A 24,663-nucleotide genomic window follows, 5' to 3' on the forward strand; every position below is an offset into this window, starting at 1 on the left:
TAAAGAAGTCCGCTTGTTTTTATTGTAAAAAGTTCCGAATCGTATCCGTCACGAGTGCGTGGTCTTCTTCTTGCGACATGCCTGATACGGTGATGCTTCCAACTATGCCAACGTTTTTAACCGAAATCGGAAAGGAGCCGCCCACCGCTTCAAATTCCTGTGGATTAGCTGCATAAAACTGAGCGTAGGAACGATTTTTTAACTCGCAGTACAATTTCATATAATACGAGCTGTGATGATGACGAAGAACGGTGTTTGATTTTCGTTTGATCCATTCTTCATGATCGGGAATGGCCCCTTCCATCGCATGATGAAATAAAATTTGACCATTTCGTTTAATATTTACTGTAACTGCTTTCCCCTTACTTTTTGCTTCATTAATAATCGCTGTCCCTATCCCCAAGGCTTGGTCATTTGTAAATTGACGGAATATCAGTTCTTTTTCTTGCTGAACTACTTTTTCAAGCAGCGTCTCTACCGAATGATTACTCACTGTTCCTCGCTCCTTAGTTAAAATAGACCGCTCGTTTTTCTTTACTGCTTTCAAATGCCGCTTCGATGACTTTAACCACGTCACGGGCTTCTTCTGCTGAAACCGGAAGATTTTCTCCTCTAAGCAAGCTGTCGGCTATTTTTTTATAATATGTCACATAAGAGCCGTGCAGAGTTTTAATTTCTTCTGTTTCTCCTTCGCCTGTTGTCAGCTTTCCGTAGTGTTCAGGATTGTCGGCTCCCCACGTATCACCCACTGGCTTCTTGCCGGCCCTTAGCATATCTTCTTGGCCGTCAATGCCATATTTAATAAAGCTTGCTTTTGTTCCGTGAACTTGAAAGCGAGGTCCGTTGCTTGGCACAATGGCGCTTGAATGCAAAATGACGCGAAGAGAACCGTATCCAAGTACCACATGGAAGTAATCATCTGTACGTGCATAGTCTCGCTGACCGAACACATCTGCTTGAACAAAGTCAGGCATTCCAAAAAGGTGTAAGGCTTGGTCAATTAAATGAGATCCTAAATCATAAAGCGCTCCTGACCCAGGTCCTTCATTTTCTCTCCAGCGGTCCCGAACAGCCGGACGATAGCGATCAAAATGGGCTTCATACATTTTAACGTCGCCTAATTTCCCTTCTTCAATCAGCTGTTTAACCGTCAAATAATCATTATCCCATCTGCGGTTATGATAGACGCTTAGTTGAACATTTTGTTCTTTTGCTAATTGAATTAATTCATTTGCTTCTTTTTCCGATACGACCATTGGCTTTTCAACAATCACATGCTTGCCTGCGCGCAGTGCGTCTTTCACCATTTCATAGTGCATGCCGCTAGGCGTTGTAATAATAACTAAGTCAATGCCGTCATCTTCTAAAAGTTCAGATAGAGTGCTTACTACTTCAACGTCTTCTAAGTCACTCTTCACTTTTTCAGGATTTGAACTCATTACTTTTGAAATATGAAATTCGTCCAACACGCTTAAAAGCGGCGTGTGAAAGACCGTTGCTGAAAATCCGTACCCTACTAATCCTACTTTTATTTTCTGCATTGTGTTTTCTCTCCTTTATCAAAATCTGTGACGATAAGCCGCACTTGATTTTGTTCTATTTTTTCTTTTACATCTGCTTCTGGCTCTTTATTTGTAATCAGGATATCAATATCGCTAATATCACATACTCGGTGTAAAAATTCACGTTCAAACTTCGTATGATCCGCAAGCATGATAACTTGTCTTGCACATTGAATCATCTGTCTTTTTAAAAACGCTTCTTCTTCACTTGGAGATGTAATACCATCCGCACCAACGCCGCATGTACCTAAGAACAGCTGATCTACTTTATATTCTTGCAAAGTGGAAATGGTTCGTGGCCCGGTGACGTTACGATTTTTCCCGTTAAACTTGCCCGGCAGTAAAAACGTATCACACGGCGTATATTGATCGAGTAAATCCACATTATCAATAGAGTTTGTAATAACGGTGACGTGCTTTACATCCATATACTTAGCCATCAGCGCAATGGTAGAAGACGTATCCAAAAGTACGTCATACCCTTCTGAAATTAACGAAGCGGCTGTTTTAGCAATTTGTTCTTTGGCTTTGGTAGGCGTTCGTTCACTATAATCAACGATATGACTTGACGATAGCGTCGCCCCGCCTTTGACTCTCATAACCTCACCGTGTTCTTCAAGCTTCACTAAATCACGTCTTGCCGTATCTTTTGAAACGGTGAACATATCGCAAATTTCTTCTAACGTAATCGTACGGTGTGTATGAAGGTATTCAACAATCGCACTCATGCGCTGCTCTTGATACATTGAAATACCCTCCTTTTTTACTTTGATATGAGCTAATTGTAACGCAAAAAAACATGAAAAACCAGAAAAAAACTTAAAATAATTAAGTTTTTTAAGTTTTTAAATTAAATTATAAAAAATTATTGGAACAAACCAAGAAAAAATCATAAAAGTGCACAAACGCTTACTGGTAATAACTAGAGTATTTTGGATAATACTTCTTTTATACCTGATACCCTTTCTTGCTTTTTACTAACCGCCTCTAAGCGATTCAGGCTTTTAGCAAACGTATATGCAAAAAAGCGGGAATCGTAAAGATTCCCGCTTTTTCGTTACATCTTATGTTCAAGCGCCTTAAAGTTTTCTCGAAATTGCTCTAGGCGAACAAGTCCTTCTTCACGCAGACGTTTGTTTTCTTCTTCGATCGCTTTTGTTTCCTGCATCCCTTTCATAATAATATTCCATGTTTGTTCCATCGTTTCTACTTTTACGCTAGGCGCACCCGACATTTTGGCGATTTTAACGCTTTGCTGTGAAATATTTTCTGCATTTCGAATGAGCAGCTCATTCGTGCGTTTGTCCAATTCGTTCATTGACTCGGCTACTAAATTTTGACGTTTCGCTGCAATTGCATTAATAAGCCCATTTTTAAAAATAGGAATTGTTGTAATAAACGCCGAGTTGATTTTGCCGATCAGCTTTGTATTTCCTCGCTGCAGCATACGGATTTGAGGAGCAGATTGATAAGATACTTGTTTTGCCATTTCTAAATCATATAATCGCTGCTCCATTAGCTCTACCGCATTTTTTAAGGTTTGAAGCTCCATTGCCGCCAGCTGATTTCCACTCGACGCTCGTTCTTCAAGTACCTTTAGCTCTCGTTTTAACTCTTCTACTTTCACTTCGCCCGCTACAATGTATTTTTCAAGCTCCATATAATATTGATAGTTTTGCTCGTAAAGCTGTTCAAGTGTTTTGGTTGAGTGCTTCATTTCGGTTTCATATTTTGTAATTTCAACATATACTTTATCAATTTCAGAGCCCATCGTCTCATATTTTTGAAACAGCTTATCCACTATTTTTTGACCGCGTTTAAAAAGTTTAGAGAAGAACCCTTTATCTTCAACAAAATCCTTTGCGTCAAATTTATCCATAATCTTTCCAAGCTGCTTTAATAATTGACTTGACTCTTCCATGCTGGACGATTTAATTGTACTAAGCACTTTTCCGGAAAACGAGGAAATTTCATTGGCTGTTTCTTTCCCATACTCAAGTAAAGCTAGCTGATTTTTATAATCAATTGATTCTGCTAAGCGCCGCACTTCCGGCTCTTCTCGCAGTTTTGCTTTTACTTCATTAGGCTTTGTTTCTAAAACTTCTTCCGCTTCGTTTATATCTAAAGGCTGTAATTCATTTGTTGCCATTTAAAAACCCTTCTTTCTTTAAAAGATTCGTTTTAACCATTTTTGAATGAGCGACGGCTCCTTGAATTCTTCATTAAAGCTAATATCTTCTAGCCAGTGCATATCGAAATATTTTTCCTCAACGAACGCTTCTATATCTATTTGACCGGTCGGATTAAAAAGGACAATATCAACGCCAAATTCATTTAATAGAAGCAGTAAAGCAGCATCTTCACGCGTAAACGCTTCATGTTCATTTCCATGATAAATAAGTAGCCGAGGGACGTGCTGCGTATAATCAAATTTTTGAAGCATGCGAAGCACGTTGTTTGGAAGCTTCAAAGACTGATTGAACAAGTACATTTGATGCTGATACGCATCTTCATGATCCAACCGAAGGAGCTTTGAATGTGCACAGTATCTGGAAATAGCTGCAGCGAGCCCTTTCTGAAGTCCGGTAGGCAGCTCTTTATAGCGCCACCAGTTGCTTTCAATCATTTTATCAGGACTGAGCGTGCCATCACTCCCGAGAGCTCCTTGGTAATGAAAATGATTATTTCCTTCTATCTTTTCAGCAAAAGGAACAGAATCAATCGTCAGAGCTAACTCATTTTCCGTATGCATGAGCTCATGCACTTTACTCCAGTACTCTTTTCGATTTTTAGAAATGCCAAGTACTTTTGAAAACAAGACCGGCACGTGTACATATGGCTTTGACACTTCAAAATTAGGGCGTATAAACGCTCGTTCTCTCATTAATAAAAAGATTTCATCATACGTTGTTTTAAGAGTAACTGAAGTTGGAAAATAAGAGCGAAACTGCCACGGTTTATACAGCATGGACTGCTCCGAATGAAGCACTCGCTCAATTTCTTGAGAAGCTCTAAATGCTACCGTTCCTTTTCGAACCGTTTTACCCGTTGGAAAAGGTACAAGCGCGCTAGTAGAAGGAAACGTATAAACAGTTGTTACATGTTGATTTTTATCTACTTCTTTTAAAATGTCTTTTCCTTCTGGATGAAAGGCAAGGACGTCAAAACCTATTAAAATCAAATAATAAAGAAAATACTGCTCGCTTTTATTTGCATCTCCGTACCACATGATGCGCGGCGCGTGTTCAGGAAATGCTTTATCCAGCAGCCAAGGTTTTACATGATTCCACTGCCACTTTATTAAATCGATTAATAATCGTTGAAAATGCCCGTCCATAAAGCCCTCTGCGTGCTGTTCTTTAAAACATGTTAACGTTTCAATAAATTTTTCACGTACTCTTCTATGTATCACGGGATTTTCTGATTTCACTATAAGCTTTTTTCCTTCTAAAAAAGCAAACAGTCGATTGACAGAAAGGCCGCGTTCTTCTTGATTAATTTTAAGGATCGTTTGAACTTCTTTTAATTTATCATTTGGAATGGACTTATCAAGCTCATCGTGCAAGACAATAATTGATGGTGAAGAATGTGCAAGTTCATAAAGAAAAGCTGCGTACTCGTCACTATCTAGATGAGTGCCTAAATATCTGCCTGCTACTTGTTTATAGGAAGTTTGCTGTTCATTTTGGATAAAGTCGCCTCGCAAAGAAACATCTTTAGAAAAAAGAGCAGTTCCATCCTCCTCGTTAACATTAATCATATGAGGGTTAATTGATTTATTCACATCTTACAGCTCCTTTCTTTTCAGACGTATACATGCTAAAAAGAAAGGGTACTCGTTAAAGCACCCTTTCTTTTTCATTAACCCCATGCCTTTTTTATACGGATAGACCGTAGTTGCGGCAAAGGTCTGCCAATCCACCTGAAAATCCGCTGCCAATGGTGTTAAATTTCCAGTCGTTTCCGTGCTTGTATAGCCCACATACAACGACAGCTGTTTCAATCGAAAAATCTTCGCCTAAATCATAACGAAGTACTTCTTCATTTGTTTCAGCGTCAATCAGACGCACAAACGCATTGGATACTTGTCCGAAGTTTTGCCCACGAGCATCTGCGTCGTGAATCGTGACGCTAATTCCGATTTTTTCAACGCGTTTAGGAAGAAGAGAAAAGTCAACGGCTATTTGCTCATCGTCTTCATCTCCTGCACCCGTACGGTTGTCACCAGTATGCTCCACAGCTCCATTTGGACTTTTTAAATTGTTGTAAAAAACAAACTCCTCATCATTTACAACTTGGCTTGATTTATTAGCTAAAAATGCACATGCATCTAAATCGAAATCATGAGATCCAGCGTACTTATTTGTATCCCATCCAAGACCTACTATTACTTTTTTAATTCTGGATTTGTTTTTGTTAGATCAATACGCTGACCTTTTGATAAAGAAATTGACATAAAAATATCCTCCGTACGTTTTCTTACTAGTTAATGATTAGGCATTTAATCCAAAGTCGTTTACAAGCGCCGCTAAACCGCCTTGATAGCCGCTGCCAATGGCATTAAACTTCCATTCTCCATTGTGTCGGTACAGCTCGCCTACCACAACGGCTGTTTCAATAGAGAAATCTTCACCTAAATCATAACGAATTAACTCTTCGTCATTTGTTGCATTTAAAATACGAACGTAGGCGTTGCTTACTTGGCCAAAGTTTTGACCGCGTGCTTCCGCTTCGTGAATCGTAATGGTAAACGCAATACGTTCAACAGATTGAGGCACATTTTTTAACTCTACTTGAACCTGCTCATCGTCTCCTTCGCCAACGCCTGTACGGTTATCTCCCGTATGTTCAACTGCTCCGTTTGCACCAGTCGTATTATTGTAAAAAATAAAATCAGATTCTGAAGCACATTTTCCTGCTCCGTTTAATAAAAAAACAGATGAATCTAAATCAAAATCGTTTCCACCGTCATACTTATTAACATCCCATCCAAGACCTACCACTACGTTTGTTAATCCGGGATTCGTTTTTGTTAAATCTACTTTTTGTCCTTTTGAAAGATTAATAGCCATTTTATTCCCTCTTTTCAAATTGTTTATTTTGTATATTTATTTGCAATTTCACCTAATCCGGTATCTCTTGTTGTATCTCCAGTTGCCGAAAACTTCCATTCTTTTCCGTCTCGGTAAATTTCACCTGCAAACAAAGCGGTTGCTCCTGAATGGTCTTCGGATAGATTAAAGTAGACAAGCTCTTCGTTTTTAACACTGTCTACAACGCGAATAAACGCGTTTTTAATCATGCCAAAATCTTGATTTCTCTCAACACACTGATAGATGTTGACCACGAATACAAGTTTATATACGTTTCCAGGAACCTTTTTTAAATCAACAAAAATTTGTTCATCGTCCCCTTCACCTGCTCCGGTAAGGTTATCGCCTGAATGTCTCACGCTTCCGCAGCTGCTCTGACGATTTCCGAAATACACAACGGCTGTGTTACTCGCAAGTTTATCGTTTGAATCCAGCATAAGGACAGACGCATCACAGTCAATATTCGCTCCGTTTCCTCCGAAACCAAAAAAGCTGCGTTTTTTTACAGGATCCCATCCTAACCCAACTGTAATAGAAGATAGGCCTTCTCTTCCTTTTGTTAAATCAATTTTTTGACCTTTTTGTAGATTAATAGCCACTTTTATTTACTCCTTTACTGTAACGAACACATTCTTTTTCAGGTTCTATATAGCTCCATATAATAGCCCAGATAAATGAAAAAATAGTGAAATCCCTTATACTATTTTTGACGTTTACGTAAACCTTCTTCCCATGGAAAGAATACCACAATTTGGTGGTTGTTTCAAAAATTAAGCTGCTTTTTATAACGTAAATTAATTGATTAAGAGTTTGAAAGTGAAATTAACCTATAAAAAAAGACTGACTCTAAACCCGAAACCCCAGTTGTGAGACAGTCTTTTTTGGCTTATTGAGCTATTTTTAAAGTAGGTTCTTGCTGTTCAGCTGTTTTAGCAGCTGCTACGTTTTGAATACGACCTTCAGCTTTGTATTCAAACGGGCTGTTAAGTGTTTTAATATAGTTTACCGTTGCTTGTAAATCTTCTGGTCCCACTTCCATATCTGAAGAAAGTGCACCAATACCGTATTTTTCATTTCCGTACATATAGTTATTGACTACCACCGTGTATTCTTTTTCTTTGTCAATTTTACTTCCATCTGGCAGCGTGATATCGACTACTTTATTCGTACTTCCATCCCACGTATATTTAAAGCCTGCAATATGAAAGTCTAGTCCCGATGATGTGATTTGATTGTTTAACACCGTTTCTAAATCCGCTCCGCTTAGCTTTACTTTATTTAAGACGTTGCCAAACGGCTGAATCGCAAACAAATCACCGTATGTGACGTCACCGGCATCAAGCTGTGAACGAACACCTCCGCCATTCATTAAAGCAAAGTCTGCGTTCATTTCTGCTTTCATACCGTCAGCAATTAAGTTTCCAAGCGCGATATCGCCTATTGCTCCGCTAGATGGATAGCCTTTTGCTAGAGCTGTAGATGAATTCCCAACAACTTCTGCTTTAATAGGTGCTGCTAAGTCTTCATATTTTTGCATAATCTTTGAAACTTCAGGATCTGGCGTATAGTCTTTTTGGTAAACGGTCACGATTTTTGCATCTTTTTTCACAATGTCACCCGTATTATCAATTTCAACGTCTACGTCAGAAAATGCTGAACCGTATGAATAAGCTTGAACAATTAGTTTGTTATCTACTACTTTGTTGTTGTATACGTGATTGTGAGCTGAAAAGATAACGTCAACTTCATCATCAATTTTTTTAGCTATATCTGCTGCATCAAATTCAGTAGGTGTTCCATTTTGGTTAGATGGATTATGGGCAAGTACAACAATCGCTTTGATACCTTGTTTTTTCAACTCTGCAGTATATTTATCAATCGCTTCTGCTTCGTCTGTAATTTTTAAGTTTTCATTTCCTTTACGAACGATCATGCTTGGCGTTTCTTGTGTCACAACTCCGATAAAGCCAATTTTCTTGCCGCCTACTTCTTTTATCGCATAAGGCTCTGTAATTAATTTATTAGTTGAAGTATCATAAGCATTTGCCGCTACTACTGGGAAATTCATGCCGTCGTACCCTGCTGTTCCTTTCGGATGGTCTCCGCCTTCAATCATACGGTGAAGCTCAGCAATCCCTTCATCAAACTCATGATTTCCAAGCGTGCCTACATCAAACCCAAGTGATTCCATCACTTCAACCGTTGGCTCGTCTTGAAACAGCGCTGAAATTAATGGGCTTCCGCCAATCATATCTCCTGCATGAACTAAAAGCGTATTCGGATTTTCAGCTTCTTGTTTACGAATAGCTGCTGCTGTATATTTCATATTTCCAGCTAAAAGCGTTTGACCATTTGACGTGATTTTCGTATCTGTATCGAGCTGACCGTGCAGGTCGTTCATACCTAACAGCTGAATTTTTGTATTATCTTTTGACTCGCCGTTTAAATTGATTTTGTAAATGCCAAATCCTTTGTCATCCGTTTTATTTGTATACGTAATGTTGCTTCCTTCGCTTAAATAGCTTTCTCCGCGCGGTGAGCTTGTGAACGTCACGTTAGCCGTTCCCTTAATTGGTGCAATTGACCAGTTGTTATCAGTTGTTGGCGTGATTTCTTTTTGTTCTGTGATGTAGTCCATTAGAATTTGACGGTTTTCATCCGCTGAATCAACTACAAGCTCGCTTCCTTTGAGACCAGGGAAGTTGCCGCCTCCGCCAGCTCGGTAGTTATTTGTCACAACGATAAACTCTTGATTTGGATCAACCGGTTTACCATTATACGTTAAGTTAACAACGCGGCTTGAATCCCCATGAATCACGTTTCCATTCACATCATATTTTGCTGGTTTTGTTACGTCGATTTGGTATTGAACACCATCAATTACGTCAAAATTATAAACAGGGAAGCTTGGATTTAATAATTCCTGCTCTTCCGTTTTGTTTGGTGTAATTTGATTAAACTTACCTGCAGACATGTCGATCCAGTCTTTTACAACAGAACCTTTTACTTTGACCGCTTTTAACGTGTTGTCATATAGATACAAGTCACCTGCGCTTCGAATCGTTAAATCACCTTTTTTAATTTCGGTATATTCATCTACGCCGTTTCTTCCTGCTTTAAAAGGTGCTCCGACTGATAAAATGGGAAGGTCTTTGTATTCTGGTTTGTTTTGAGAAACGTATTTTTCTACGTAGTCTTTTTGTGCATTTGTCACAACTTGAATGGATGGATCATCTTGTACAAGAGAAAAATAGCTGTGAATATCATCCGTTGTCTTACCAATTGGTGTATTCACATATTTTACTGTTGCATCATGATCTTTTTGAACCGCTTTAACAATGCCTTTATCCGATTCTACCGTACTTTGCGTAACCGTTTTCCCTGACGCGTCTTTTACGTCTTTATACGTTTCACGCGTGAACGATTGAGAGCTTACTACTTTCCATTTTCCTTTTTCTTCTTTTAACGTTAAGTCAATTAAACCAAGTGACCCTCCGCCATAACCTGCCTGGACAGCCGGAACGCCGTTGATTGTCCCTTTTGCATTATCAACGCCAGGAAGAGGCTTTTTATCTGCTCCGAGGAACAAACCGTCTAGCGAAGCTTCCGTTTTAGCTGGAAAAACTTTATGCGTGTGTGAAAACGTAATAGCATCAATGCCTTTTACTTCACTTAATGAGTAAATTACATCTTCCGTATTTTGTTTGTTGCCGCTAAATCCAGAGTGAGCCATCGCGACAACTACGTCCGCACCTTTTTTCTTCATTTCTGGAATGTATTTATTGGCTGTTTCAACAATGCCTTTTGTAATGACTTTTCCATCAAGATTTGCTTTATCCCAGTCATTGATTTGAGGAGGCACAAAGCCAATGAAACCAACTTTAATCGTTCGTTTCTTACCATTTTCATCAAAGACTTTTTTATTCATAATTTTATAAGGCGTAAATTTGTTTTTGTCGTTTTTCGAGTTGTTATCATGATCGTCAACGTAGACATTGGCATTTATGTAAGGGAAGTTCGCATCATTATACGCTTCTTTTAAGAAGTCTAATCCATAGTTGAACTCATGATTTCCAAGCGTTGCAATATCATAATCTAGCTGATTCATCGCTTTAAATACAGGATGAACTTCACCTTTTTTCAGCGGATCAATCTTGGCTTTATACGTGCCTAGAGGCGTTCCTTGAATGAGGTCTCCGTTATCTACTAATAAGCTGTTTTTTACTTCTTTTCGAGCATTTTTAATTAAGGTAGCAGTTTTAGCTAAACCCACTTTTTCATAAGAAGCGTCTTTGAAATAATCATAGTTTAATAGATTTGTATGAACATCAGTTGTTTCCATTAAGCGTAAGTTTACAAGCGCGTCTTTTTTATTGTGGCCTTGCTTGCTGCTTTGCTGTGAGCTTTCAAGTTGACGCTCTTCCGCTCCTGCCTGTGTAGTTAAAAGAGGCATAGATAATAGAGAAAGTGCCAGTGATGTGGATAGGATTTTCTTCGTTTTACTGCGTGTATTCTTTTTCATCTACCATTCACCTTTCAAGTAAGTTATCATCGCTATAAATCTAGCAACTGTTCAAAAATAGTATAGCAGAAAAGATTTACGAAGGATGTAAATTTTTTGATTTTTTAGTAAACCATTTGTATGCGCTTTATTAACTTTTTGTAAACCAAAAAAATTTTTTCAGTTTCCTTCTTTAAAATAAAGGACTATAGTTTTTATTAATTGGATTAATATCCCTTTTAAATAAGTCTTATTACCTAATTTATCAAGATTTCCACACCCTCTTTTAATTCAAAAAAATTTATTTCAAGCGGTGTGTATATAGGTACTATACATAGGATATGAAAAGCAGGCATTAAGTTTGTCACAGCTTCTAACAAAATTTCGTAGACGTAAAAAAGAAAGAGGAAGTATTTACTTTTTAATAAATAGATATATTTATATAATTTTACATTTATAACAAAAAACGAGGTTGAGACCTAACTACATCAATCGAATCTAAAGATAAACAAATTGTATAAATGATCTTATAGGAATCACTTGTGACACCGCTATTGATTTCCGTGCAAGGCTTCGCTTTCCGCGGGCGGCCGGTGAGCCTCCTCGTCGCTTATGCTCCTGCGGGGTCTCACCTATTCCGCTTTTCCCGCAGGAGTCTTCGCCTTGCTCTCCAACCAATAGCTAGAAACACCTACACACATGAAACCTACGTTCACCCTACAAATGAAAAAATCCGAACGAAGTTGATTCTCCATCAAGAATCTCGATTCATCGTTCGGATTTTCTTTAACTACCATACTTTTTTCCCAGCCTCGTTTTCTTACTGAGCTAACTCTTTAATTTGGTTCATAATACTTGATACATCTTGAATGGATTGAAATAATTCACTGTTTTTTAGCGCTTCTGGATTTAAGCTGCCATTTTCTATATTTGCTTCATACGCTTTAATTCCACTAATAATTTTTTCATTTTGTTGAACAAGCTGATCGTGCACATCAGAAGCGATGTCAGGAGCTTTTGTTTTATTAAATTCTTCAGCTTTCCCTTTCATTTCCTGCAGCTTTTGCTCTAGCTTTTTCATTGCCTCGTTGTCATTCATAGCTTTTTCCGCGAGGGGTGGTATTTCTTCAGCAAACTTTTGTGCTTCACTCACGTAATCTTTCGCATCGTTTGCATAGTTCAAGGTACTGCTTGTATCTTCAAGAAAAGAACAGCCGCCGACCATCAGAAGGACAGCAGTTGATATGACTAGCATCCACTTTTTCACTTAGCACTCAACCTTTCTTATTTTCTTTTATCTTCTTTTCGATTTTCGTTTCTTTAACTCTTTCATAATAATGGGTACAGCTTTTTTTATTCCTTTTTTTACAGCGGGGCTTTTTAACAGTCTCGATAGTTTTGACATATTTAAGCTCCTCTCTCATTTTGAAATAACAAAAAACACCTTTACCACATATGGTAAAGGTGTTTATATCCAGACCTTTACCAATGGTAACATTGGCAAAGGTCTCGCTAACAATTTGCATTGTCAATAAAGCCGGAGATAACAATCTCGAAATGACGACTTTACTGCAAGAGCTACTCCCCTTTGAGCAAAACAGCGTTTTTTGTTAACACAATCATACCGTACGTTCCTCGGCATCGTCAACTTTTATGGAATTAATACACATCTTTTTTCGTAAACACAAGAAACGAGACGAGCAGCCCAGCAAGTCCCCAAATGGTTAAAACAAGCAAGGAAAACCCTAACGTCATTCCTTCAGTGGGAGGAGCCGTACCTTGCAGGTAAGAAGTTAAATTTAAATTGACCATAAACAAGTATTTAGCTGAGTGCCACGAAGAAACCATGCTGCTTAAAATCGTACCTGCAATTAAACAAGCAAGCATCACACCCATACCCGCAGCTGTACTTTTAATTAAAACAGACAGCATAAAAGCAAGCGTTCCAACAACAAGTGACACAAACCAAGCAAGACCAAACTCCATTAAAATATATTTCCACTGCGAAATTAAATGGACGTCCGCTGTATTCAAGTCATTTCCCTGCACGCTAAACCCTGTAAGAATGGGCGCTGTCCAGCCTTTAAATCCAAATACAGTGCCGGAAATAAGATACGACAAAACGCCAAACATTAAAATTAAAAACGAGACGGACATGACGAGCGTGATATATTTGCTAAGCAGGATTTTCCACCGTTTTACAGGCCTCGTTAACAGTACTTTGATGGATCCCAAACTGTACTCCGAAGACACTAAATCAGCGGCAATAATCATAATCATCAGCGGCAGCAAAAGCTGAATAGCGTTTTCAATGAACCCTCGCACAAACGTTGGTGCTCCCGGTTCTGAAGGATTGATATTGTTATCTAAGTAATACTGCTGCTGCGCCACGCGAATTTCAAGCTGCTTACGCCAATCATCTGAAATTTGGCTTCCGCTCAGCCGATTTTGCGTATCGATAATTTCTTGTTGCAGCGTATTGCGCCAATCAGTCGTTCCTAGCTTTTCTTGAAGGCGCTGTGTTTCGCGAAGCTGAGCATAGGTAAACATTGAAATTAAGACGGCCATAATGAGCGTAACGATTAACAGGCGCTTTTTTCGAACGAGCTTAATCATTTCATTTTGAACCAAACTAATCAATCGATTCGCCTCCTGTCATTTCGATAAATAAATCTTCAAGAGTTGGAAGCTTTCGATTCATTTCTTTTACCGTTACTCCTGCTTGAATGAGCTGTTTGTTCCATTCTCCGACTTCAGCTTCTTCATAAAACGTCGTGACGTATGCTCCCTGCACTTGCACAAAGTCCGTCACCTGTTTTAAGACGTCTATTCCCGCAGACTGTGGATCTAATTTCCACAGTAAGCGCTCTTGCTGAGTTAACAGTGTCTTCACCGATTCTGTGTGAATAACTTCTCCTTTTGCAATAATTGCTACTCGGTCACACATTAGCTGAATCTCACTCAGCAAATGACTCGATACTAAGACGCTTAGACCTTCACTTTCTGCTAAAAAGCGAATGAATTTACGCATATCCCGAATACCAGATGGGTCGAGTCCGTTCGTTGGCTCATCTAAAATGAGCACTTTTGGTTTTCCGAGAAGCGCTTGCGCGATTCCTAAACGCTGCCTCATCCCTAACGAATACGTGCGAACTAAGTCGTGGATACGCTCTTGTAAGCCGACTAATTCCACAACTTCATGAATACGTTCTTCCGTCATAGAAGGAATCATACGTGAAAAATGCTGCAGATTTTCCCAGCCGCTTAAGTATGGATACAGCTCAGGATTTTCAACAATACAGCCGATATGCTCCATCGCTTTTGTAAACTGCTTCGATACACTGTATCCACAGATAGAAATCGAACCAGACGTCGGACGAATCAAGCCGACAAGCATTCGAATGGTTGTGGTTTTACCGGCTCCATTTGGTCCTAAAAAGCCGAATACTTCGCCTCTTTTTAGCTCAAAATCAATATTTTTGATAATTTCACGTTTTCCTATTACTTTTCTCAGTCCTTTTACTGAAAGTGTTACTTCACTCATATCATTCCCTCCCTTACCACGTAATAAGCGATGCTACACGTTCTGCAATAAGCTTATAGCCTTTTGCATTCGGATGAAATTTATCGGTATATAAGTAGTCGTCTACCTTTAGCTGAAACAAATCAAAAGTCGGAACAAAAACAGTTTGCTTATAATTAGCACTTAATTCACTGCTTTTATAATTCCATTCTCGTACAATAGCCGTTGTAGTTTTCGCATCTTGCAGGTTACTAAACGGATTGTATAAACCAATTAAAAAAATCGTCGCGTCTTTATTTGCCGACCGGATGTTTTTTAAAATGCTGTCTACGTTTTTTAAATAGTCATTTTCTAACTTTTGAATATTGTCTTTATTTAAGTTTTGCAGCGTTTGGCCGCCTTGAAATAAGTCATTTCCTCCAATGGTAATCAACACGGTATCTGCAGACTTAATCTGCCGCTGAATTTGCTGCTGCCTTACTTGACTTGCCAGCTGTGAAGACGTTTGACCTTTTATTCCAAAGTTACTTAAGAGGATTTTCTTCTTCGTTTTTTCTTCAAGATTATCCTTTAAATACCCCACGTATCCTTTTCCCGCTGCATCTCCTGTTCCTCTTGTCAGTGAATCTCCTAAAGCGACAATCGTATAATCTTTTGTGCTTTTGTTACTGCTGCTTGTTTCCTGCTTCGGCTTTGGTGTGGCCTTTACACTGGCTTTTGAGGCGCTAACATAATCATAAATAGACATTCCAAGCCCTGCTGCAAACAGCAGACACGAAATAATTGAAATAAAGGATACAATCCATACCCATTTTCCTTTCGCTTTCACTGGCTGCACTCCTTTTCGCCTTTTTAGTTATCTTTTTTTAGAGCTTCAACTGTTTTCACTAAAGCGGACCAGTCCAAATGACCCCAGCCATTTTCGATTCCTTGTTCATAATGACCTTTCACAAGCTCTCCTAACGGAAGCGGAGCGGAGACTTTTTTTGCTGCATCAATAGCCAGGTTTACATCTTTTAGCCCAAGCTCCAGCTTAAATCCGGCTGGATCAAAGTCTCTTTTGGCAATTAGATTGCCGTAGTTTTTATACACAGGAGATGCAAATAAGCTATTAACCACTTCAAGAAACTGCTCGGCTTGCATGCCATACTGCTCTACCATTACCACTGCTTCAGAAACAGCTTCTAGCATTGATACTAATAAAAAGTTATTGCCAAGCTTAGCTACATTTGATAAGTAAGGCTCGTCTCCTACAGTAAAAATAGTTTGACCAATCGCTTCAAATATTGGCCAAACGTGCTCTCTTGCCTCTTTATTACCTGCCACTATTACTTTGAGAGCAGCAGCTGCTGCTGCGTCCGGGCGACCTAAAACAGTTGCTGCGACAAAATGCTGTCCTGATGCAGCATGTGCGCTTGTTAATTTTTCTGAAAGATCTACGCTAATGGTACTCACAGAGACGTGAATACCTCCTTCTTGGAGGCCTGCAAGTATACCATCTTGTGATAGCGTTACTTCTTCTAAAGCCTCATCATTTGAAAGAATTGTAAAGACAAGATTCGATTCTTGTGCTGTTTGAGCAGGTGTCTCTACAACCTTTGCTCCTTTTTTCACAAGACTCTCCGCCTTCGAAGCAGTCCGATTATAAATGACAAGTTCATGACCCGCTTTTATCATATTTTCCGCCATTGGCAATCCCATATTCCCTAAACCAATTAAACCTACTTTCATCTTTACCACTCCATTTCAGCACTCAGTATGTATGTTTATACTTGTTCTCCATCTTTAGAAAAAGCATATTTTCATTATTATATAACTACAGTAAAAGCGAATACAAAGAATAGCCTTTCTAAAATGTTCAAAATATGACATTTTTTAGACACATCTTGTGAAAGATCTGTAAAAAAATGCGAATAGTTTTTAAATAAAGCGCTTGCAAACATAGGAAATTTCTGCTAAGATGTAAGAGAATTATTTTTGTTCGGTGGGGATGTATGAGTATTGTCACTTTTCGTCTTTAGATTTGAGCAAGAATAGTACCACAATGTGCGAGTCCGCACAAGGAGGCAACAATTATGGAACAAGGTAAAGTAAAATGGTTTAACGCAGAAAAAGGTTTTGGATTCATCGAGCGCGAAGGCGGAGACGACGTATTCGTACACTTCTCAGCAATCCAAAGCGAAGGCTTCAAGTCTTTAGACGAAGGTCAAGCTGTAACATTTGACGTAGAACAAGGTCAACGCGGACCTCAAGCTGCTAACGTTCAAAAAGCATAAGAAACATCACATATCAAAAACAGATCCTTTGAAGGATCTGTTTTTTTGTGTACAAACATAAAAAAGCCCTGTTTTTTAACAGGGCCAGTCAGTACAAATACAGAAGTAAAGTTAATGGTACTCTTAGTATAGCACAAGATCTCAACAATCTATACGAAATAATAAAATAAAACCTTCACCCGGCACATTTATCTATGCTTAGAGCTATTCAAGGCTCTCTAGGGCGCTCGCGAAACGTTTAATTCCTTCTCGAATGACCTCTTGTTCGCATCTACCAAACGTAAAGCGAATAGCTCCGCTTTGAGAACTCAGCACACTTCCTGGAACAAAAGCCACTCCTTTTTTTAGTGATTCTTCCAATAGACGATAATCATCAACCCGCTGATTCACTTTGCACCATAAGTGAATCCCACCTTGAGGCGAATCAAAAGATACTTTTGACCCGAGCAGTTCGTTCAAATTCGACGACAGGGCATACTCCTGTTTTTTAAGCTCTTGTCTGAGCTTTTCGATATGAGAAGAAAATGTAGAGGAGTTTAAGAATTGATAAGCAATCCACTGCGGAAAGATGCTGTGACCAAAGTCAATTTGCTGCTTAGCATCTGCTAGGCGCTGAATCACTTGCTCCGGTCCCACAATCCATCCGATTCGAAGGCCAGATGCAACAATTTTAGAAAGCGAGCTGATATAGAGAACATTCCCGTTTTCGTCCATCGATTTCAGCGTTTGATGCACATTGCCGTCAAATGCCGTGAGTGAATAAGGATCATCTTCAATAAGCGGAATGCCGTATTCTGAAGAAAGCTCTAAAAAACGCTTTCGGCGCGCTTCTGATAATACAATACCGGTCGGATTTTGATAGTACGGGTTTAAAAAAATCATTCGAATGCGATGCTTTTTATGTAATTCTACTAAGTCGTCCGGGTTGGCTCCATTTTTATCTACAGGTAGTAAAAAGGTTCGTAAACCCGCTGATTGAAACAGCGGCAGCGAATAGCTATAGGATGGGTCTTCAATCGCTACTGCATCCCCTGGCTTTAACAGACACTGCACAATCAAATGAAGCGCTTGCTGTGCACCTGATGTAATTAAAATGGAATTAGAATCCGTGGAGATTTTCCGGTACTCATGAACGTGAGCAGCAATAGCATCGCGCAAACGTTCATTGCCGTGAGGGTGATCATAGCCTAAATGCTCATTAAACGGCGTGCCCGCTAATATTTGCTGAAAATCTTCGCTTGGAAATAGACTAGGAGCTAACTCTCCGCTGGCTAAGTTTACAAAATCTCTTCGCAAGGCTTCGCTTCTGATTCGCTGTACGAGCGGTAAATTAGGCAAAAATGAACCGTCTTCTACATATCTTCCCCAGTTTGGAATACGTTTACGGGAAATTCCCCAAATGCTCGAACTAACTCGCGTGCCGCTTCCTTTTTTACGTTCGACGATTCCAAGTGCCTGCAGCTCTTCATAAGCAGCTACCACCGTGCTTCTGTTCACGTTTAGCTCAGCGGCAAGCGTTCGTTCTGATGGCAGCATAGAATCCGGTGGAAAAGCTCCCGATGAAATACAGCTTTCAATATATTCTGCAATTTGTTTATAAATCGCTTTTTTGCTAGCGCGATCTGGTCTCCAGTTCATGCGGCGTCAGTCCTTACATTTAAACTTTCTTATTATTAGTTTATCCTTTATCTCTTTTATCTTAAAGCAGTTTTATGAAAAAAGACCATCCAATCCGGTGTTTTTTTGCTCATCCACTTCACAAAAAAATTATGATATCAACTATTTTTCATTTGTAAATATTTAAGTTTACATAATAATTTTATAGTTAATCAAGCTGAATAAACTATAATCCATAAAAAGAGATTGAGACATATCTACAGCAATCTAATCGAAAGACGAACAAATGGGATACGTGAGCTCGTATGAGTTGCTTGGTACACCATTGTTGATTTCCGTGCAAGAAGTGGCTTTCCACGGGCAGCCGCTGAGCCCGCAGGAGTCTTCGCCTTACCCTCCAATCAACAGCTAGAAGTAACTACATTCACCATACCAATAAAAAAATCCGAACGAAAGTTGATTCTCCATTAAGAATCTCGATTCATCGTTCGGATCTTTCTTCAACTAAAATACTTTTGTCGCAGCCTCTTTTTTATAGAGGCGGTAAATCTAACTTGCCTTCTTGAAATAATTCTTTCACCATGTGCTTGGCATACCCTGTTGCTTGCCCTAGCGTAATTTTTGCTGGCATAGGCGCTTCATTTGCGTCAACAATTATATCAATAATACACGGCTTGTTCTGTCTAACAGCACTTTCAAAAGCCGGCAGCAGCTCTTCTTCCTTTTCCACTCGGTAGCCAACGCCTCCGCAAATATCTGCATACCTAGCAAAATTCGGATTTGTTAAATCTGTTCCAAATTCAGCATTTCCCATTACTTCTTGTTCAAATTTAATCATGCCGATTTTATGGTTGTTAAATAGCACCACAACTAGCGGAAGATTGTATTTAACAGCTGTAATAAAGTCTGCCATTGTCATCGCAAAGCCACCGTCTCCACATACCGCAAACACCTGCTTTTGGGGATAAGCAATTTTTCCAGCAATTGCGCCCGGCAGCCCGCATCCGAGAGTCGCTAGCCAGCTTGAAATTACGAACTGCTGATTTGTCATACGAAAATGACGGGCCATCCACACGGTAACGTTTCCTACATCTACAGACAACACCGCGTTATCAGCAGCTACGTGCTGAAGCGCTCGAATCACTCGCTGAGGTTTGATAGGTACACTTTCTTTTGCTTCTTGTGTATCAAGCTGATTCCACCACTTTTTCATACGTTCTTGACTTTGTTCTAAAAACTGGCGATGCTCTGAGCGGCCAACGTTTTCTAAGAACCACTGAATCGTTGTTTTCGCATCTCCGGCAAGTCCTGCATCTACAGGATATCGTTTACCAATTTGTGCAGGGTCAATATCAATATGAATGGTTTTTGCATGGTCTGGCAAAAAGCCTGTAAACGGATAGGACGTTCCAATCATAATGAGCGTATCCGCTTCTTGCATCGCTTCATACGCTGGCTTTGTTCCGATCAATCCAAGTCCTCCAAGACAATATGGATGTTCATCCGGTATTGCGCCTTTCCCAGGAAGCGTAAGGACAATCGGTGCTGCGATTTTTTCTGCAAACGCAAGAAGCTCTTCTCTCATTTCATGTGTGCCTCGACCTGCTAAAATAACCGGACTTTCTGCTTTACCAATCAGCTCTTTTGCTTTTTCAAGATCTTCTCTGTGCGGAAAAATGTCTTGTTTGACGATTATGCTTGATGTTTTTCGTGCTTCTGATCCGACTTCGAAACGAGGGATATCGTCAGGAATGGTTAACACAGCCACGCCTTTTTTAGCATAAGCTGTTCGAATTGCTTGATTAACAACAGTAGGAAGCTGTTCGGCGGACATGATTCGCTGGTTATATACAGCAACGTCATCAAACATTCGCTCTAAATTAATTTCTTGAAACGCATCGCTTCCGATGAGATCGGACTCCACTTGCCCCGTAAGTGCCAAAACGGGCGCTTTGTCTAATTTAGCATCATACAAACCGTTCAGTAAGTGAATCGCTCCCGGCCCGGCAATAGCCGTGCATACACCGATTTTACCGGTTAGCTTTGCATACGCAGCCGCTGCGAGAGCTCCTGCTTCCTCATGCCTCACTTGAATAAATTTAATTTTGTCTTGAACTTTACGAAGCGGCTCAATAATCGAATTAATAGAATCACCCGGCATACCGTAAATATGATCAACGCCCCATTCAATTAGCAGTTCAATCAGCTTTTCCCCTGCTTTTTGTTTAAACATATGACTACCCCTTTCTTCTTATATATAGAGATAGTGTGACCTGATACGCTCTTTCTTACTTATTTTCACTCATATAATTTTTGTTTTCTTTCGTTAAATGAAAGAACCATCTTCCTTAAATTTTCTTCATTCCTTGCAATTATCATTTTCTTTTGCTATTCTATAAGAAGAATTATTTTTGTTCGGCAACAATCGATAGGTGAATACTTTCGTCTTAAAGATTTTGATCATGAGCAAGGATAGTAATACAATGTGTGCATAGCACACGAGGAGGCAACATTCATGGAAAAAGGTACAGTAAAATGGTTTAACGCAGAAAAAGGTTTCGGATTTATCGAGCGCGAAAACGGCGACGATGTATTCGTACATTTCTCAGCAATCCAAAGCGAAGGATTCAAATCTTTAGACGAAGGTCAAGCTGTAACATTCGACGTTGAAGAAGGTCAACGCGGACCTCAAGCTGCTAACGTTGTAAAAGCATAAGTAAAGTAGAAAAAGACTCTGATTTCAGAGTCTTTTTTTATGTAGAACTACTCTTTTTAGCACGCAGTTTGTATACGCTATTATAAATAATAAACTAAAAAAGTCTCTTCATCCCGAAGAGACCTTTTGTAGAAGAACTAGTAGAAGAAATAAAGTGTGGATGCTGCATTGTCATCATTTTTTAATAATTAGCACCAGCCGCCGCCGAAGCAAGAAGCGCCGATGATGATTAATAAGATGAAAAGTACAATGATTAAAGCGAAACCGCCGCCGCAGCCACCGCCGCTATAACCACAACCGTAACCGTAACCTCCGTAGTATCCCATGTGTTTCACCTCCATTTGCTATACTTTAAGATATGTGAATTTAGTCAAATTGCTCCTAATAATTCCATAGAACTTTTGAAAATGTTGGTCATACACTAAAATACTGAGTCTTTTTATACGAGTCTCCCAAAGATAAAACAACTGATTTTATGGGCATTTACTCCTCTTTTATATATCTTTTAAAAATGTAATCGCTCCCTTTTTCATGAATGTACATCTCAATGAATACCTTTAGTTATGTACACTCACACAGGGAGGGATTCAATATGTTAACACTCGAAATTTCAAAACAAATCGTAAAAAACGTCTACCCTATCGTCTTATCAAATCGCAGCAAAATCTTTCAAGAAGAAGTGAGCGTGGCCGCTTTGCAAGACTACTTTGGGCTTGATCATGCCTTTAGCGTGTATGCAGCCGCTACCATTATTTATCAATTAGAAGCGGATGGGTATGTATCTAAGCCTCTGAAACGCAATGAATACAAGCGAATTCTAATTAAATAAAAACAAGCATCCCCGCAAGGATGCTTGTCTTATTTATAGCTATACCTGTCGAATAACTGCTCGACTCTTTTGTGATAGTCCGCAAGGTAATCAGAGAGCTCCGTTTTACTCAAATTATTGGCCTGCTCTTCAAATAGTGACAGCAGCGAAATTTTTATCATTTCCATTTCCGTTTCCGAACGATTTTCATTTCGCAAATCTTTTCTTAAATTCCACAGACTTTGCTCCATTTCATGCTTTAGTTGTTCCAGTGATTGTGGTTCTTCAGATGCGGTACGAATGTCTTTTTTAAATCCACTCATCTTATCACTCCTCGCATTTGCACCTGCCATATAGTATTTAATGTATACTATATCATAAATAACTATACAAGGTTTAAGCGAGCCTTTTAAGCAAGCTGTCACAAAATAAAAAACATCTCTTTGGATGTCTTTACGTTACCTTTTATCTTACTTCGTCTTCTTCACCTTTTACATATTTAAAAAACGAATCAATCATTTCATTTAAAAAATCATTACGATCTTCAAAGTTCATAATTTCTAAAAACTCTACAATATCCTTATCCAAGCTAATAGAAGCGGGAACATAAGCAGCCGCTTCCCTTCTTTGCGGGAATGGAATCACATTATCTTTCTTCTTCATAAAACACCGTCCTTTTTCTGTGCTTTATTAGTGTAAGCTTTCAAGGAACGATTTGCAAGTCCCTCTGCTGTAAAATTTTATATAAACATTCTTCTGAAAAGACTGAGTACATCTTTAGCTCCCTAAGTAAGCTCATTTGACACCGGCCCTTGTTCTTGTCCTGACATTATATTAATAATTCGCCGCTGTTTTCTCTTTTCCTTTTGTCATCTTTTAGCAAATTCAAATACAAATATTTTAAAAAAGGTTTTTATTTCCTTCGTATAGGTTAAAGAAAGGAAACAACATTTTTATATGGAGGGGTTACAAATGATTGCATTAACTGGAAAAGTTGCACTTGTGACAGGAGCAGCCTCTGGAATTGGACGTGCTTCAGCCATTACATTAGCTGAGCAAGGAGCGCGCGTTGCTCTTTTAGATTTAGAGGAAGAAAAATTACAAGAAGTAAAAGAGAAAATTATGGCAAACGGCGGAGAGTGTATAGCCATTAAAACAGATGTATCTGACTCTGAAAATATAAAAGAAAGTATTGAAACGATTGGCAGCTTATGGAGTCAATTACATATTGTTTCTATTAATGCGGGCATCAACGGTACGTTCTCTTCTATTGAAGAATTATCACCAGAAGATTGGACGAAAACGATTGATACAAATTTAACGAGTACTTTTTTAACCGTAAAGCATTCTATTCCTTATTTGAAAGCCCAAGGAGGAAGCATTATTATTACGAGCTCGATTAACGGCAACCGTACATTTTCAAATATTGGTATGAGTGCATACAGTTCCTCAAAAGCTGGCCAAATGGCTTTCGGCAAAATGGCAGCCCTCGAACTTTCAACATACGGGATACGGGTAAACGTCATTTGTCCAGGAGCAGTTGATACAAATATTGAAAGCAATACGTTCCGCCAAGAAGACAAATTAAAAGAAGTCGCGATTCCAATTGAATATCCAAACGGCAATCAGCCGCTTGCTAAACGCTCGGCTAAGCCGGAGGAAGTAGCAGATTTAATCTTCTTTTTAGCTTCTGACGCGTCCAAACATATTACCGGAAGTGAAATGTTTATTGACGGCGGAGAATCGCTACTGTAACGTACAAGCCCCTGCATTACCTGTCAGGGGCTTGTTTTTTTGCTTTTATGAACAACATCTACTCTACCTGAAGCAGATATAATACTGCCTGTAATCATATCTGAGTTTTCATCACAAAGAAACTCAATAATACGCGCAATGTCTTCTTCTGTCCCTTATCGCCCGACAGGAGTTGCTTTGTCTTCTAGTAATCTTGCTTTTATGATATCACTTTCTTTCATGTCTCCTACAATATCTCCAGGACAGATCATATTGGCTTTAATCCCGTACTGGACTGCTTTTAGAGCAAGCGATTTGGTCAAAGAAGCTAGCCCGGACTTAGCGGCACTAAAAGCCGCGCGGTACATCCAACCGGAGGTATACTCTACATCTTGAAAACTGTATGTAATAATTCTTCCAAACTGCTGATTTTTCATAATAGGAACAACAGCTTTTATAAAATGAAAAACAGAGCTCAAATTCCCTTCCACTATTTCATACCATTCACTGTCTGTATACTCTATTAATTTCTTTCGTTCGAATACATAAGGACCTGCATTATTAATTAAAACATCAATACGTCCAAACCGCTCCATGGCCTGCGCAACGACATGTTCAATATCTGGTTTATTTGTTATATCTCCTTCTACAAACTGTACGTTATCTTTATACTGATGCCATTCTTCCTGTAGTTCTCGCACTTTATTTTTATCACTGCGAAAATGGACGGTAACGGAATACTGCTTTTAAAAAAACTGTTCTGTTACCTTCTTGCCAATCCCTTTATGACCTGCTTTAATCAATGCATGCTTCATCTATCTTCACCTCTTTCA

General features: G+C 39.1%; 23 protein-coding genes and 2 pseudogenes. 4 read left to right on the top strand and 21 right to left on the bottom strand.

Annotation, left to right across the window (positions count from 1 at the left end; all coding sequences use genetic code 11):
- Nucleotides 1–19: 19 nt before the first annotated feature.
- From ACLHDF_RS20840 to ACLHDF_RS20910, 15 genes and pseudogenes are all read right to left on the bottom strand, one after another.
- Nucleotides 20–493, bottom strand: coding sequence for a heme-degrading domain-containing protein (locus ACLHDF_RS20840; RefSeq protein WP_413920547.1), 474 nt, complete (start codon nucleotides 491–493; stop codon nucleotides 20–22).
- Nucleotides 494–506: 13 nt separating this feature from the next.
- Nucleotides 507–1,541: an oxidoreductase gene (locus tag ACLHDF_RS20845; protein WP_413920548.1), complete on the bottom strand. Its 1,035-nt coding sequence runs from the start codon at nucleotides 1,539–1,541 to the stop codon at nucleotides 507–509.
- Nucleotides 1,529–2,308, bottom strand: a complete 780-nt coding sequence (locus tag ACLHDF_RS20850) for a DeoR/GlpR family DNA-binding transcription regulator (protein WP_413920549.1) — start codon at nucleotides 2,306–2,308, stop codon at nucleotides 1,529–1,531. The genes ACLHDF_RS20845 and ACLHDF_RS20850 overlap by 13 nt, the downstream gene beginning before the upstream one ends.
- Nucleotides 2,309–2,619: 311 nt before the next feature.
- Nucleotides 2,620–3,711, bottom strand: coding sequence for a toxic anion resistance protein (locus tag ACLHDF_RS20855; RefSeq protein ID WP_413920550.1), 1,092 nt, complete (start codon nucleotides 3,709–3,711; stop codon nucleotides 2,620–2,622).
- A gap of 18 nt (nucleotides 3,712–3,729) precedes the next feature.
- The gene (locus ACLHDF_RS20860) at nucleotides 3,730–5,346 is read right to left on the bottom strand and encodes a YceG family protein (RefSeq protein WP_413920551.1); all 1,617 of its coding nucleotides are present in this window, start codon (nucleotides 5,344–5,346) and stop codon (nucleotides 3,730–3,732) included.
- A 94-nt stretch (nucleotides 5,347–5,440) separates the two neighbouring features.
- A pseudogene (locus tag ACLHDF_RS20865) lies at nucleotides 5,441–6,018 on the bottom strand (TerD family protein).
- Between the two features lie 37 nt (nucleotides 6,019–6,055).
- Nucleotides 6,056–6,634, bottom strand: coding sequence for a TerD family protein (locus ACLHDF_RS20870; protein WP_413920552.1), 579 nt, complete (start codon nucleotides 6,632–6,634; stop codon nucleotides 6,056–6,058).
- 23 nt (nucleotides 6,635–6,657) lie between these two features.
- On the bottom strand, nucleotides 6,658–7,254 hold the full coding sequence (locus ACLHDF_RS20875) for a TerD family protein (protein WP_413920553.1): 597 nt from the start codon (nucleotides 7,252–7,254) through the stop codon (nucleotides 6,658–6,660).
- Between the two features lie 287 nt (nucleotides 7,255–7,541).
- Nucleotides 7,542–11,177 (bottom strand): multifunctional 2',3'-cyclic-nucleotide 2'-phosphodiesterase/3'-nucleotidase/5'-nucleotidase, encoded by a 3,636-nt coding sequence (locus ACLHDF_RS20880; RefSeq protein WP_413920554.1) that lies wholly within the window; start codon nucleotides 11,175–11,177, stop codon nucleotides 7,542–7,544.
- A gap of 477 nt (nucleotides 11,178–11,654) precedes the next feature.
- Entirely contained in the window at nucleotides 11,655–11,834 is a 180-nt protein-coding gene (locus ACLHDF_RS20885; RefSeq protein WP_413920555.1) for a hypothetical protein, read from the bottom strand.
- Nucleotides 11,835–11,976: 142 nt separating this feature from the next.
- A complete protein-coding gene (locus ACLHDF_RS20890) occupies nucleotides 11,977–12,423 on the bottom strand; it encodes a DUF6376 family protein (protein WP_413920556.1) in 447 nt (148 codons plus the stop codon).
- 392 nt (nucleotides 12,424–12,815) lie between these two features.
- Complete coding sequence (locus tag ACLHDF_RS20895) at nucleotides 12,816–13,796, bottom strand: ABC transporter permease subunit (RefSeq protein ID WP_413920557.1); 981 nt, start codon at nucleotides 13,794–13,796, stop codon at nucleotides 12,816–12,818.
- Nucleotides 13,789–14,700 carry an ABC transporter ATP-binding protein gene (locus tag ACLHDF_RS20900; protein WP_413920558.1) on the bottom strand — a complete coding sequence of 304 codons (912 nt, stop codon included), beginning with the start codon at nucleotides 14,698–14,700 and terminating at the stop codon, nucleotides 13,789–13,791. Before ACLHDF_RS20900 ends, ACLHDF_RS20895 begins: the two co-directional genes overlap by 8 nt.
- Before the next feature lie 13 nt (nucleotides 14,701–14,713).
- On the bottom strand, nucleotides 14,714–15,508 hold the full coding sequence (locus ACLHDF_RS20905; RefSeq protein WP_413920559.1) for a GDSL-type esterase/lipase family protein: 795 nt from the start codon (nucleotides 15,506–15,508) through the stop codon (nucleotides 14,714–14,716).
- A 23-nt stretch (nucleotides 15,509–15,531) separates the two neighbouring features.
- Entirely contained in the window at nucleotides 15,532–16,410 is an 879-nt protein-coding gene (locus ACLHDF_RS20910) for an NAD(P)-dependent oxidoreductase (protein ID WP_413920560.1), read from the bottom strand.
- Nucleotides 16,411–16,754: 344 nt separating this feature from the next.
- On the opposite strand from ACLHDF_RS20910, the gene ACLHDF_RS20915 reads away from it, so the two are divergent.
- Nucleotides 16,755–16,955: a cold-shock protein gene (locus tag ACLHDF_RS20915; protein ID WP_013057405.1), complete on the top strand. Its 201-nt coding sequence runs from the start codon at nucleotides 16,755–16,757 to the stop codon at nucleotides 16,953–16,955.
- A gap of 204 nt (nucleotides 16,956–17,159) precedes the next feature.
- Here the strand turns inward: ACLHDF_RS20915 and ACLHDF_RS20920 are convergent, their stop codons facing one another.
- Both ACLHDF_RS20920 and ACLHDF_RS20925 read right to left on the bottom strand, forming a co-directional pair.
- Nucleotides 17,160–18,593, bottom strand: a complete 1,434-nt coding sequence (locus ACLHDF_RS20920) for a PLP-dependent aminotransferase family protein (RefSeq protein ID WP_413920561.1) — start codon at nucleotides 18,591–18,593, stop codon at nucleotides 17,160–17,162.
- A 511-nt stretch (nucleotides 18,594–19,104) separates the two neighbouring features.
- Nucleotides 19,105–20,805: a pyruvate oxidase gene (locus tag ACLHDF_RS20925; RefSeq protein ID WP_413920562.1), complete on the bottom strand. Its 1,701-nt coding sequence runs from the start codon at nucleotides 20,803–20,805 to the stop codon at nucleotides 19,105–19,107.
- A gap of 282 nt (nucleotides 20,806–21,087) precedes the next feature.
- Between ACLHDF_RS20925 and ACLHDF_RS20930 the strand changes: the two genes are divergently transcribed.
- Nucleotides 21,088–21,288 carry a cold-shock protein gene (locus tag ACLHDF_RS20930; protein WP_413920563.1) on the top strand — a complete coding sequence of 67 codons (201 nt, stop codon included), beginning with the start codon at nucleotides 21,088–21,090 and terminating at the stop codon, nucleotides 21,286–21,288.
- Nucleotides 21,289–21,476: 188 nt separating this feature from the next.
- Here ACLHDF_RS20930 and ACLHDF_RS20935 read toward each other — a convergent pair whose 3' ends face one another.
- Nucleotides 21,477–21,614 carry a YjcZ family sporulation protein gene (locus tag ACLHDF_RS20935; RefSeq protein ID WP_098113090.1) on the bottom strand — a complete coding sequence of 46 codons (138 nt, stop codon included), beginning with the start codon at nucleotides 21,612–21,614 and terminating at the stop codon, nucleotides 21,477–21,479.
- A gap of 266 nt (nucleotides 21,615–21,880) precedes the next feature.
- Here ACLHDF_RS20935 and ACLHDF_RS20940 point away from each other — a divergent pair, with 266 nt between their 5' ends.
- Nucleotides 21,881–22,117, top strand: coding sequence for a hypothetical protein (locus ACLHDF_RS20940; protein WP_413920564.1), 237 nt, complete (start codon nucleotides 21,881–21,883; stop codon nucleotides 22,115–22,117).
- A 29-nt stretch (nucleotides 22,118–22,146) separates the two neighbouring features.
- Here the strand turns inward: ACLHDF_RS20940 and ACLHDF_RS20945 are convergent, their stop codons facing one another.
- Both ACLHDF_RS20945 and ACLHDF_RS20950 read right to left on the bottom strand, forming a co-directional pair.
- Nucleotides 22,147–22,419 carry a hypothetical protein gene (locus ACLHDF_RS20945; protein ID WP_413920565.1) on the bottom strand — a complete coding sequence of 91 codons (273 nt, stop codon included), beginning with the start codon at nucleotides 22,417–22,419 and terminating at the stop codon, nucleotides 22,147–22,149.
- A gap of 142 nt (nucleotides 22,420–22,561) precedes the next feature.
- Nucleotides 22,562–22,759: a hypothetical protein gene (locus ACLHDF_RS20950; protein ID WP_014459743.1), complete on the bottom strand. Its 198-nt coding sequence runs from the start codon at nucleotides 22,757–22,759 to the stop codon at nucleotides 22,562–22,564.
- Nucleotides 22,760–23,068: 309 nt separating this feature from the next.
- Between ACLHDF_RS20950 and ACLHDF_RS20955 the strand changes: the two genes are divergently transcribed.
- Entirely contained in the window at nucleotides 23,069–23,851 is a 783-nt protein-coding gene (locus ACLHDF_RS20955; protein ID WP_413920566.1) for an SDR family oxidoreductase, read from the top strand.
- A gap of 23 nt (nucleotides 23,852–23,874) precedes the next feature.
- Here the strand turns inward: ACLHDF_RS20955 and ACLHDF_RS20960 are convergent.
- A pseudogene (locus ACLHDF_RS20960) lies at nucleotides 23,875–24,645 on the bottom strand (SDR family oxidoreductase).
- Nucleotides 24,646–24,663 lie beyond the last annotated feature (18 nt).

This window comes from Priestia megaterium, assembly GCF_046599315.1.
GTDB classification, from domain to species: Bacteria; Bacillota; Bacilli; order Bacillales; family Bacillaceae_H; genus Priestia; species Priestia megaterium_F.

Bases quoted from the DNA above. Each gene is read 5' to 3' on its own strand.
- ACLHDF_RS20845 (WP_413920548.1), bottom strand. From the start codon at position 1,541: ATGCAGAAAATAAAAGTAGGATTAGTAGGGTACGGATTTTCAGCAACG.
- ACLHDF_RS20850 (WP_413920549.1), bottom strand. From the start codon at position 2,308: ATGTATCAAGAGCAGCGCATGAGTGCGATTGTTGAATACCTTCATACA.
- ACLHDF_RS20855 (WP_413920550.1), bottom strand. From the start codon at position 3,711: ATGGCAACAAATGAATTACAGCCTTTAGATATAAACGAAGCGGAAGAA.
- ACLHDF_RS20870 (WP_413920552.1), bottom strand. From the start codon at position 6,634: ATGGCTATTAATCTTTCAAAAGGACAAAAAGTAGATTTAACAAAAACG.
- ACLHDF_RS20880 (WP_413920554.1), bottom strand. From the start codon at position 11,177: ATGAAAAAGAATACACGCAGTAAAACGAAGAAAATCCTATCCACATCA.
- ACLHDF_RS20900 (WP_413920558.1), bottom strand. From the start codon at position 14,700: ATGAGTGAAGTAACACTTTCAGTAAAAGGACTGAGAAAAGTAATAGGA.
- ACLHDF_RS20910 (WP_413920560.1), bottom strand. From the start codon at position 16,410: ATGAAAGTAGGTTTAATTGGTTTAGGGAATATGGGATTGCCAATGGCG.
- ACLHDF_RS20915 (WP_013057405.1), top strand. From the start codon at position 16,755: ATGGAACAAGGTAAAGTAAAATGGTTTAACGCAGAAAAAGGTTTTGGA.
- ACLHDF_RS20920 (WP_413920561.1), bottom strand. From the start codon at position 18,593: ATGAACTGGAGACCAGATCGCGCTAGCAAAAAAGCGATTTATAAACAA.
- ACLHDF_RS20925 (WP_413920562.1), bottom strand. From the start codon at position 20,805: ATGTTTAAACAAAAAGCAGGGGAAAAGCTGATTGAACTGCTAATTGAA.
- ACLHDF_RS20930 (WP_413920563.1), top strand. From the start codon at position 21,088: ATGGAAAAAGGTACAGTAAAATGGTTTAACGCAGAAAAAGGTTTCGGA.
- ACLHDF_RS20935 (WP_098113090.1), bottom strand. From the start codon at position 21,614: ATGGGATACTACGGAGGTTACGGTTACGGTTGTGGTTATAGCGGCGGT.
- ACLHDF_RS20940 (WP_413920564.1), top strand. From the start codon at position 21,881: ATGTTAACACTCGAAATTTCAAAACAAATCGTAAAAAACGTCTACCCT.
- ACLHDF_RS20945 (WP_413920565.1), bottom strand. From the start codon at position 22,419: ATGAGTGGATTTAAAAAAGACATTCGTACCGCATCTGAAGAACCACAA.
- ACLHDF_RS20950 (WP_014459743.1), bottom strand. From the start codon at position 22,759: ATGAAGAAGAAAGATAATGTGATTCCATTCCCGCAAAGAAGGGAAGCG.
- ACLHDF_RS20955 (WP_413920566.1), top strand. From the start codon at position 23,069: ATGATTGCATTAACTGGAAAAGTTGCACTTGTGACAGGAGCAGCCTCT.